12 protein-coding genes and 2 pseudogenes are annotated in these 10,225 nt (G+C 38.8%); 1 reads left to right on the top strand and 13 read right to left on the bottom strand.

Going from position 1 to position 10,225, the window contains the following annotated elements:
* Positions 1–4: 4 nt before the first annotated feature.
* The 13 genes and pseudogenes from PATL70BA_RS07455 to PATL70BA_RS07510 form a co-directional block, all read right to left on the bottom strand.
* Positions 5–436 carry a hypothetical protein gene (locus PATL70BA_RS07455; protein ID WP_125136788.1) on the bottom strand — a complete coding sequence of 144 codons (432 nt, stop codon included), beginning with the start codon at positions 434–436 and terminating at the stop codon, positions 5–7.
* Entirely contained in the window at positions 433–1,962 is a 1,530-nt protein-coding gene (locus tag PATL70BA_RS07460; RefSeq protein WP_125136789.1) for a Y-family DNA polymerase, read from the bottom strand. Before PATL70BA_RS07460 ends, PATL70BA_RS07455 begins: the two co-directional genes overlap by 4 nt.
* A 403-nt stretch (positions 1,963–2,365) precedes the next feature.
* On the bottom strand, positions 2,366–3,337 hold the full coding sequence (locus PATL70BA_RS07465; protein ID WP_125136790.1) for a DUF4839 domain-containing protein: 972 nt from the start codon (positions 3,335–3,337) through the stop codon (positions 2,366–2,368).
* 274 nt (positions 3,338–3,611) lie between these two features.
* Positions 3,612–3,893 (bottom strand): annotated as a pseudogene (locus PATL70BA_RS07470) (transposase); the annotation flags it as partial.
* A 111-nt stretch (positions 3,894–4,004) separates the two neighbouring features.
* A complete protein-coding gene (locus PATL70BA_RS07475) occupies positions 4,005–5,033 on the bottom strand; it encodes a tyrosine-type recombinase/integrase (protein ID WP_125136791.1) in 1,029 nt (342 codons plus the stop codon).
* On the bottom strand, positions 5,023–5,412 hold the full coding sequence (locus PATL70BA_RS16150) for a site-specific integrase (RefSeq protein WP_145985031.1): 390 nt from the start codon (positions 5,410–5,412) through the stop codon (positions 5,023–5,025). The genes PATL70BA_RS07475 and PATL70BA_RS16150 overlap by 11 nt, the downstream gene beginning before the upstream one ends.
* Complete coding sequence (locus PATL70BA_RS07485; protein WP_125136793.1) at positions 5,399–5,983, bottom strand: site-specific integrase; 585 nt, start codon at positions 5,981–5,983, stop codon at positions 5,399–5,401. The genes PATL70BA_RS16150 and PATL70BA_RS07485 overlap by 14 nt, the downstream gene beginning before the upstream one ends.
* Positions 5,980–6,222, bottom strand: a complete 243-nt coding sequence (locus PATL70BA_RS16765) for a tyrosine-type recombinase/integrase (protein ID WP_408634450.1) — start codon at positions 6,220–6,222, stop codon at positions 5,980–5,982. The genes PATL70BA_RS07485 and PATL70BA_RS16765 overlap by 4 nt, the downstream gene beginning before the upstream one ends.
* A gap of 19 nt (positions 6,223–6,241) precedes the next feature.
* Positions 6,242–6,529 (bottom strand): tyrosine-type recombinase/integrase, encoded by a 288-nt coding sequence (locus tag PATL70BA_RS17110; RefSeq protein ID WP_125138438.1) that lies wholly within the window; start codon positions 6,527–6,529, stop codon positions 6,242–6,244.
* Positions 6,499–6,786, bottom strand: a complete 288-nt coding sequence (locus PATL70BA_RS07500) for a hypothetical protein (protein WP_145985032.1) — start codon at positions 6,784–6,786, stop codon at positions 6,499–6,501. Before PATL70BA_RS07500 ends, PATL70BA_RS17110 begins: the two co-directional genes overlap by 31 nt.
* A gap of 452 nt (positions 6,787–7,238) precedes the next feature.
* Positions 7,239–7,388, bottom strand: a complete 150-nt coding sequence (locus PATL70BA_RS16250; protein ID WP_172596157.1) for a hypothetical protein — start codon at positions 7,386–7,388, stop codon at positions 7,239–7,241.
* A 35-nt stretch (positions 7,389–7,423) separates the two neighbouring features.
* The gene (locus PATL70BA_RS07505) at positions 7,424–8,320 is read right to left on the bottom strand and encodes a tyrosine-type recombinase/integrase (RefSeq protein WP_125136796.1); all 897 of its coding nucleotides are present in this window, start codon (positions 8,318–8,320) and stop codon (positions 7,424–7,426) included.
* On the bottom strand, positions 8,317–9,516 hold the full coding sequence (locus PATL70BA_RS07510; protein ID WP_125136780.1) for a site-specific integrase: 1,200 nt from the start codon (positions 9,514–9,516) through the stop codon (positions 8,317–8,319). The genes PATL70BA_RS07505 and PATL70BA_RS07510 overlap by 4 nt, the downstream gene beginning before the upstream one ends.
* 140 nt (positions 9,517–9,656) lie before the next feature.
* Between PATL70BA_RS07510 and PATL70BA_RS17115 the strand changes: the two are divergent.
* Positions 9,657–9,953: pseudogene (locus PATL70BA_RS17115) on the top strand (IS3 family transposase); the annotation flags it as partial.
* Positions 9,954–10,225 lie beyond the last annotated feature (272 nt).

The raw sequence follows: 10,225 nt of genomic DNA on the forward strand, positions 1-10,225 counted from the left end.
GCTCCTATTCCCGATGTTCGAATATGCCGAAAAACTCGCCTTCAATTTCAAAAATAGCATCAATCAGTATGATCGTTTCATCCTGCATAACCACTGTTCTTTGGTACGCATCTATCTTTTTCACACACCCTGTAGCAGTAATATATGCGCCACCAGCCTTCTTGTTATCAGACTGAAAATAGGTAATTGAGATTTCCATTTGCTCTTCCAACTGTTCTTGAATGACGCACAGCCTTTCGTTCAAATCCGCCTTGCTGTTTTCATCCAACTCAATCCTTGTATCCGTTAGCCTTGCCGTTTCTCTAATAGCAGAATCATAGCCTGTGAGCGTAGCGAAGGGGGAAAACTGTGCGGCACGGTCATGGGCGGACATCCGCTGACGCGAAGTGGAGGTATGATGCGGCAAATTGATAATGTCGTCATAGGGACTATTCATGCCTTATGACCTCCAATCTGCCGGTTACGGGAAGCGGTTGTCGCGCCTTCTTCCAGGTTCATACCCTTCAAAATCGCATTTTTACCGTACTTTTTCTTGATCTTGATTACAGCCTCCTGCATCCGTTTTTCCCGTGCCAACGCTGTTTCATCCTCGGCGTCTTTCTTTTGCTGCGCCTCATAGTCTGTAAAAAGGTCAAGCTGTTCGAAGGCATCTGCTTTTACGATGGCTTTTTCTTCCTGCACATGATTGGCGGTGAGGTTGACACGCCTGACCAATAAGTTCTTATCTGCAATGCGGTCATACAATTCCATCACGGCATCCATGATGAGCATGGTGGAGGAAGTTGCACGGTTCAAATTTACAGTTCCATGTGCGTGCTTTGGAATCTTACGGCCATAATGGTCTGTTATCACATCCCCATGATAGGACTTCTTTATCTCTGGATTAAGAAGATTTTCAATATCATAGCCGATTGTCAAAACCATTTGATCCGTAACAAGGCCTTTGTCCACTAAATCCAATGCAAGAAGATCCGTCATTTCCCGTACAATGAGTTTTGCTTTTTCAAAGGCATAGGGGAACTGCAGAACCTGCCCGGAGCTTATACTGTTTGAACGGGGCTTATACGCCTTGATATCCGCAAGCGTGCAGGGCTCCCAGCCCCATGCATGGTCAATCAGCAGTTCCGCATTAATGCCAAAGAGCTTATACAGCAGTTCTTCGTTGTTGCGCTCATAAGACTTTCCAACAGAGCACCGTGCCACATCACCCATGGTGTACATACCGTAGGCTTCAAGCTTCTTGGCATAACCCCGCCCCACACGCCAGAAATCCGTCAGGGGCCGGTGACTCCAGAGCAGCTGGCGATAGCTTGTTTCATCCAGTTCCGCAATACGCACACCGTCCTTATCTGGCGCAACATGCTTCGCTCTAATATCCATTGCGACTTTAGCAAGATAAAGATTTGTTCCAATTCCAGCCGTTGCGGTGACGCCGGTAGTCTTGAAAACATCCTGAATCATCATCATCGTCATCTCATGGGGTGTGAGACGATACGTTTTTAAATAATTTGTGACATCAATGAACACCTCATCGATTGAGTAAACATGGATATCCTCCGGGGCAACATATTTCAAATAAATATTGTATATCCGTGTGCTGTATTCCATATACAGAGCCATTTGTGGCGGTGCTGTGATATAGGAGATAGCCAATTCCGGCGACGACTTCAGCACTGCATTGTCATAGGATTCCCCAGTGAATTTACGCCCCGGAGCTTTATGCTGACGCAAGGCGTTGGCTTCTTTGATTTTCTGAACCGCTTCAAACAACCTTGCCCTACCGGAAATGCCATAGGATTTAAGAGTGGGCGAAACAGTAAGGCAAATGGTCTTTTCCGTGCGGCTCGGATCGGCGACAACGAGGTTCGTGTTCATGGGATCAAGGCCGCGTTCAACGCACTCGACGGAAGCATAGAACGACTTCAGGTCGATTGCAACATAGAAGCGATTCTTTTTTCCCATAACATTTCACCTCCTTGTCTACAGAATTGAATATTTCGTTGCGGCAGAGCCATGCTGGCTCCGCCACACCGGTATATGCATTTGTTGCTGCGCATCCGGCAAGGAAAGCTTATACCCTATCCGCATAGCGGATGCAAACAACTCAATGATTTATTTTCGTCGTCGCATTTCTCTTACAAATATCCAAATGAGCCATAGACCACCAGTAATCATGGCCAAGATGCAGTCGAAAAGAAATGAAAACAATCCATACTTTCTCATTGATACGCCCCTCCTATTACGGTTATTGCCTTTAGCAAGTTCATTATGGAACATCTTCCTATCTGCGCCACAATAAGAGCGCCTAACCTCCATAGTCTTCATAGCAGAATCGTGTATTATGCGCTTTATTACTATTCTAGTGTTACCTAGCCTCTAGCGAAATTGGATCGATTTCAATGAATTTGCCTTCTTCGTTGTATTCCTTGATTTTTCCCGTTATATGAAAATCCATTCCTTTGGTTACTGTATCAGCTCCGAGAACCTTCATATCATAAAAGTTCTTATCAATGAATGAAAAATATGCACCGGAACCCTTGTTTTCATTGTAATCACCACCTACTAGTAAAACGTCAAATCTGGTCTTCATTCCAGTATGAGGTAGAATGAGCCCCACGCATCCATCAAATTCAACTACATCGCCCTTATGCGCTTCAGCAAAGGCTTGTACTAATGGATCCCCTGGATCTTTAAGGCTCATAATAGCAGCAAAATCCGTTGAATTCGTAATGTTAATTGCATTCGAATTGAGAGGTTCGACTAACAACTTTGCAGTTTCCAATACTTTTAGGTAGTCGCCAAAATAATCGTATTTCGACTGGTCATTACTATCAAACGTGCAGGAAATAGTGACTATCTTACCGGTGTTCATGTTATAAGCAAAGGAATAACGCCCAGTTGAAACCACTCCATCTCCATCCGTATCAGCTCTGGAGAATGTGATAGTCCAACCCGGCAACCCCGCAATTGACAGTTTCTCTGATTTCTCGATTTTTGTATTCTTGAAATATTCACCATTAATGGTGTCCTTAACAATAGAAGGCATTTGGCTATTAAAATCACCGTCTGTCCCCGCAAAATCTTGACTTTGAAAAAGTATCGATGCATAATATTCTTCTTTTTCAGGATAATAGGATTTCCATATATCTGTAGACCTTTTATCTAACACATCATAGTACGCAGGTATTGAAAATTCAATCCCGTACCAATTAACCGTTTGGTTGGCTTTTGTGTCAAATCCGCTTACATTTCTCCCATTTGATAATTCGTTTGTTGAAGTCACCGTTGTGTCCGGGACATCTGTCTTAGTCGAGGGGAATGTATGATATGTAATCACGATTGGTACATCTTTGGGGTAGCTACTACTGGTACTGAAACTAGTAAATCTATCAACTTTTACTTGTTCGACATTTCCATCTTTTACAAGCAATCCGATTACCAAGTCATCTAATATATCTGTTTTAATATTAGTAAAACCCGCATCTTGTAATTCGGCTATTACATCTTGATAGTTTTTACCTTCTAATTCACTTGACGATGTATAATGGACCCCTCTGTCAAGACAGATTTTCTGCCGACCTAAGTTAGTCCTCCTTGTGAAATTTTGGATATCATGCAGCTTTGCTGACCTCAGCTGGCGTCGAATAGCCGAGTGATTGATGGGGTCTTTCCGTGTTGTAATATTTCATATATTCCTGAATAAGGGTTTTGAGCTCGTTGACAGACTCATACGCATAAATGTAGAGCTTCTCTTGCTTTAAGGATCTAAAAAAACGTTCGATTCGGTTGTTGTCTGTTGCTCGCCCTACTGAATCCATGCTGATCCGAATACCTTTTGACTTGAGCAGGTTGACGTATTCATTGCTTGTGAACTGGCTCCCTTGATCAGTATTATCCTGAATTCGGCATAATAGTGACTATACCGAAGAAAATACTATGTCGAAGTTTTTTCTTATCCGTTTAAACTCAACGATTGTTCATAATTCTTCGACATAGTGTTTTGACTAATCAAGTGAGTAAAGAATCTTCTTGATTTCGCCTTTTCTCCAAATTTTAACATCTGATACAGTTGTGGTTGGACCTGCTTTATTCATAGCTTCACTCATCATTTCGAGTGTTGCAAATGCGTAAAATCCTGATGTCGTAGACATGCTTTCATGACCAAGTAACTGCATAATAAAGGGCAATGGCACCCCATTTTTGTATAAATCCATGGCTTTGGTCTTTCTTATCATATGGCAGTGTACACCGATCGGAACGTCACTGCATGATTTGCGTGCTTTATCAGATGCTGTTTTAAGTACCAAGCTAATGCTATCCGTCGACAAACGGTGTGGCTTACCATCAAATATACTATAGAATAAGGGATTTTCTTTTTTATCAGGATGAAATTCTCTAAGATATAGTTCTAAATGTTGGACTGTCTTTTTTAACAGAGGCACATTTCTGATTTTCCTGCCTTTACCAATCAGCGTTACAAAAGGATTTGGTACATCTAGATGCAACGCGTTAAAGGTTAAATCAGCAAGTTCCTGCACTCTGGCACCAGTATCATAAAGCATAATCAGAATCATCCGATTTCGTCTGTGTTTTGATGTATCAACGTCATAGGCTGACAGAATGGCTGCCGTTGCTTTTGGTTGAAGATACTTAATAGGACGTTTTTCTTCTTTCTGCTTTTTAACAGTACATACTTCCGAATAAACACCTCTCAACTCAAAGTCTTCTTCACTACAGTATTTCAAAAAAGATCGTATTGCTGTAAGCTTTAAGTTTATCGTCTTTGGGGCATAATTTTTACCTTTTAGCCAACTTACAAAGTCATTAATATTTTCTCTTGTAAAGGCATCAAATGATACTTGGTCTTCAACTAATGACCTGTTAAGCTCCAAAAACTCCAAATAAGTTTTCAATGATTGTTTATAGGCTTCAACAGATTTATCCGAGAGATTTCTTGTTATAGGCATATAATCATGCAGATAGTTTCTGGCCAGTTGCCAAAAATCTTTCCCATTTTTCCTCTTATATTTCATAACTTTCCACCTCCGGAATGAGTTCTTCTGTAGAGGAGGCAAGTTCATTATATATGGGAAAGAAATCAGGAATTAAATGTATATAATAATAGGTACTTTCGATACCGGTATGCCCCATATATTTCATTAGGTATGGTAGCATTGCATGTATATTTTTGCCTTCTGCCGACCATCTCATTATATTAGAGCAGGCAAAGTGGTGTCTGAAATCATAGGCACGTGATTTCACTTTTCCATCCCTTTTGAGTCCTGCCGCAATCCAGATTTTTCTAAAATTAGCGGACACTGCGGTTGAAGAGCATATACCTCCATGACCTCCGGGAAAGAAATACTCTCGTTCAGGAAAACACTTGTTTATAGCAGCATCATACTTGACCAAATATTTTTAACTCATCAGATAAGTATAATCTGCGGTCTCTATGAGCTTTTGTTTGAAGGATATCTACATACCCTTCCTTTAAGTATACGTCTTCGCATTTCAGTTTACGTGCTTCGCCGCATCTTGCACCACAACAGTACAGAAATCTGTATAATGCAGGAAGGACATATGGACGTCCCAAGGCTTTGTGCCTTAATACAAAGTGATCACACTCCATAAAGAAACTTTGTATTTCTGATTCTGTCATTAAATATACTTCAGGACGATAACGCTGAATAGTAAACCTGTTATCAAGTACATAAGCTTCATATCCAACACTCAGAAGGTATCTTCCGAATTCTCTTATTGGTGATATCCAGCTCCGGTCTCCAGATATTGACTTTTCAGCATGTAACAATGCCCATTCTTCAACAGTTTCACGGTCAAGATTACTGAGATTTTTATGATTGTAGTTAAATATGTCAAGCTGTTTCAGATAATACCTGCTTGTTTTATATTCGATGCCTAATGCATTTTTGAATTCGATAAATTCTATTATATGTGGTGCTAATTTGCTGATGTACTCGTTCATGGATTCACCTCCTTAGAGATGTTAGCCATTGGAAGTACACATTCTTTGAGTCTTTCAACGTCGGTTGTTATGTATATATCAGTTGTATCAGGAGTTGAATGTCCTAGTATAGCTGCAATAGTCTCTATCGGAACTTCATTTCTCACTATAGTTGATGCGGCGTTATGCCTGAGCATATGCATACCCCAAATGCGTGAACCTTTATCGATACCTGCACTCATAAATACCTTGCTCACAATGGCATGACATGAAGCGTGATCAGAAAGTGGGGTAAATGGTGCAAGTGTTCTTAGAAAGAGAAAACTCTACATCAGGTCGTTCATTCACGATATATCTAGCTATTGCATTCCCAACTGTTGGAGTAAGAGGCAAGCAAACAAGATTTCCAGTTTTACTTTGCCTAAATGTAATTATGTCATTATTCCAATCTATATCTGACAGTTTAAGATTTATCAAGTCACAAGCTCTAATACCACAAGATAAGCCTATGATTACAATAGCGGCATCCCTTAATGTTATCTTGCCATCAGTAATAACTGATTCCAGTTTTTACATTCTTCATCAGTAAGAAGTGGAATGATTTTATGAATTCTTGGAGCAATTCCTGCAATAGCAGATGTTAAGTCTGTTCTTTCAAGATATCTAAAGATATTTCTAAGCTCGCATAAAACTTCACGCTGCCTGGTTTGCTTGGTCTCTTTTATATATCTAATGACCATATGTGGCTCAAGATCACATAAGTTATAAACGACAAAACCATCAAATTCCATACTCATAGAAATGAATTGTATTTTCGTTGTCATAAGGATTTAAAATTTTTGATATCTTCGTATATAATCTTATGCTGTTGGTTTTTGGCGAAACTTTCCATTTTCCTACTGAAAAATCAGCCTTGTCAAAAGAATCTATAGCCTAATAAATTCCTTGAGTTGATAGGTTTTACTGAATTTCCTGTTTTCTTGCTGATAACATCATTGCATACTGTTCACCGATATCGTATGAGTATTCTGTCACATCTTTTTCATACAGAACTGGCTGCCTTTGCTTTTGGTTGAAGATACTTAATAGGACGTTTGCTTCTTTCTGCTTTTAAGTACATACTTCCGAATTCTCAACTCAAAGTCTTCTTCACTACAGTATTTCAAAAGATCGTATGCTGAAGCTTTAAATCGTCTTTGGGGCATTTTTTACCTTTTAGGTCATTAATATTTTCCTGTAAAGGCATCAAATGATACTTGGTCTTCAATAATGCCTGTTAAGCTCCAAAAACTCCAAATAAGTTTTCAATGAGTTTATAGGCTTCAACAGATTTATCCGAGAGATTTCTTGTTATAGGCATATAATCATGCAGATAGTTTCTGGCCAGTTGCCAAAAATCTTTCCCATTTTTCCTCTTATATTTCATAATTCCAATCCGGAATGAGTGTAGAGGAGGCAAGTTCAGGGAAAGAAATCAGGAATTAAATGTATATAATAATAGGTACTTTCGATACCGGTATGCCCCATATTTTCATTAGGTATGGTAGCATTGCATGTATATTTTCCTTCTGCCGACCATCTCATTATATTAGAGCAGGCAAAGTGGTGTCTGAAATCATAGGCACGTGATTTCACTTTTCCATCCCTTTTGAGTCCTGCCGCAATCCAGATTTTTCTAAAATTAGCGGACACTGCGGTTGAAGAGCATATACCTCCATGACCTCCGGGAAAGAAATACTCTCGTTCAGGAAAACACTTGTTTATAGCAGCATCATACTTGACCAAATATTTTTTTAACTCATCAGATAAGTATAATCTGCGGTCTCTATGAGCTTTTGTTTGAAGGATATCTACATACCCTTCCTTTAAGTATACGTCTTCGCATTTCAGTTTACGTGCTTCGCCGCATCTTGCACCACAACAGTACAGAAATCTGTATAATGCAGGAAGGACATATGGACGTCCCAAGGCTTTGTGCCTTAATACAAAGTGATCACACTCCATAAAGAAACTTTGTATTTCTGATTCTGTCATTAAATATACTTCAGGACGATAACGCTGAATAGTAAACCTGTTATCAAGTACATAAGCTTCATATCCAACACTCAGAAGGTATCTTCCGAATTCTCTTATTGGTGATATCCAGCTCCGGTCTCCAGATATTGACTTTTCAGCATGTAACAATGCCCATTCTTCAACAGTTTCACGGTCAAGATTACTGAGATTTTTATGATTGTAGTTAAATATGTCAAGCTGTTTCAGATAATACCTGCTTGTTTTATATTCGATGCCTAATGCATTTTTGAATTCGATAAATTCTATTATATGTGGTGCTAATTTGCTGATGTACTCGTTCATGGATTCACCTCCTTAGAGATGTTAGCCATTGGAAGTACACATTCTTTGAGTCTTTCAACGTCGGTTGTTATGTATATATCAGTTGTATCAGGAGTTGAATGTCCTAGTATAGCTGCAATAGTCTCTATCGGAACTTCATTTCTCACTATAGTTGATGCGGCGTTATGCCTGAGCATATGCATACCCCAAATGCGTGAACCTTTATCGATACCTGCACTCATAAATACCTTGCTCACAATGGCATGACATGAAGCGTGATCAGAAAGTGGGGTAAATGGTGCAAGTGTTCTTAGAAAGAGAAAGTTACTTTCTACATCAGGTCGTTCATTCACGATATATCTAGCTATTGCATTCCCAACTGTTGGAGTAAGAGGCAAGCAAACAAGATTTCCAGTTTTACTTTGCCTAAATGTAATTATGTCATTATTCCAATCTATATCTGACAGTTTAAGATTTATCAAGTCACAAGCTCTAATACCACAAGATAAGCCTATGATTACAATAGCGGCATCCCTTAATGTTATCTTGCCATCAGTAATAACTGATTCCAGTTTTTTACATTCTTCATCAGTAAGAAGTGGAATGATTTTATGAATTCTTGGAGCATGTATTCCTGCAATAGCAGATGTTAAGTCTGTTCTTTCAAGATATCTAAAGATATTTCTAAGCTCGCATAAAACTTCACGCTGCCTGGTTTGCTTGGTCTCTTTTATATATCTAATGACCATATGTGGCTCAAGATCACATAAGTTATAAACAGAAATATTGACTAAAAATTCTAAAATGCAATACATTCCATACTCATAGAAATGAATTGTATTTTCGTTGTCATAAATGGATTTAAGGAATTTTTGATAGTCTTCGTATATAATCTTATGCTGTTGGTTTTTTGGCGAAATCTTTCCACGTTTAACTACTGAAAAATCAAAGGTTCCTGTGTCGAAGTAAGAATCTATCAGCCTAATAAACCTTCCTTGAGTATGATATCGGTTTTTACTGAATTTTCCTGTTTTCTTGCTGATAACATCATTGGCATACTGTTCACCGATATCGTATGAGTATTCTGTCACATTCTTTTTCATACAGAACTTTTTGAATCGCCTTATAACACCTTGATAGTTGAAGATTGTTGACTCATTATAGCCTGCATCAGTTACTGCTTGAAGACAAAGTTCGCAAATGGTTTTAATTGTCATCTTGAAGCACCTCCTTTTCTTGGTACTTCAAGTATAAATACTATGCCGAAGTTTTTGCAAAGAAACCAGTATATTAAAGCATTTGAAAAAACTTCGACATAGTATTTTCTTCGGTATAGTCACTATTATCCTGAATTCGGCATAACAGTGATCGTGGAGTGCAATATGCCAGCTATGACTATCAACGACTGTTAAAAACCAATGGTATTATATGCAGCATGAGTAGGAGCGGAAACCCTTATGACAATGCTCCTATGGAGTCCTTTTTCAGCATTTTAAAGAAGGAATTAATTCATCACAAACAATACAAAACTAGGGATCAAGCGAAGCATGATATTTTTGATTACATTGAAACTTTCTATAATTCAAATCGCTTGAATTCAGCAATCGGTTATAAAACGCCGAATCAATGCGAAAAACAAAGATTATCCGCCTAAAACGGTGTCTATTAAGTCAGGGAAAGATCAAACCATTCTGTAACATCGAAAAATTTTCACCATACTTTTCTTATACAGAACGGTTCATATTGATTTGTGTACCTATTTTCAATAGTTACAGAAAGTCTCTTCACCCTACTTATGGTACGGTTCACCGTTGTAGGGTTAACGGTAAAACGATGTTAGAAAACTCAATTAATCATAACTCCTTCCTGATATGACATTATCTTTCTATATAAAGTTAAGAATCTTTATTGCTCATAAGTAAACTA

It is taken from the genome of Petrocella atlantisensis (genome assembly GCF_900538275.1).
In the GTDB taxonomy this organism is placed as follows: Bacteria; Bacillota; Clostridia; order Lachnospirales; family Vallitaleaceae; genus Petrocella; species Petrocella atlantisensis.

Coding starts and splice junctions, on each gene's coding strand:
- PATL70BA_RS07455 (WP_125136788.1), bottom strand. CDS start 436: ATGAATAGTCCCTATGACGACATTATCAATTTGCCGCATCATACCTCC.
- PATL70BA_RS07460 (WP_125136789.1), bottom strand. CDS start 1,962: ATGGGAAAAAAGAATCGCTTCTATGTTGCAATCGACCTGAAGTCGTTC.
- PATL70BA_RS07475 (WP_125136791.1), bottom strand. CDS start 5,033: ATGAAATATAAGAGGAAAAATGGGAAAGATTTTTGGCAACTGGCCAGA.
- PATL70BA_RS07485 (WP_125136793.1), bottom strand. CDS start 5,983: ATGAACGAGTACATCAGCAAATTAGCACCACATATAATAGAATTTATC.
- PATL70BA_RS07500 (WP_145985032.1), bottom strand. CDS start 6,786: ATGACAACGAAAATACAATTCATTTCTATGAGTATGGAATTTGATGGT.
- PATL70BA_RS16250 (WP_172596157.1), bottom strand. CDS start 7,388: ATGAAATATAAGAGGAAAAATGGGAAAGATTTTTGGCAACTGGCCAGA.
- PATL70BA_RS07505 (WP_125136796.1), bottom strand. CDS start 8,320: ATGAACGAGTACATCAGCAAATTAGCACCACATATAATAGAATTTATC.
- PATL70BA_RS07510 (WP_125136780.1), bottom strand. CDS start 9,516: ATGACAATTAAAACCATTTGCGAACTTTGTCTTCAAGCAGTAACTGAT.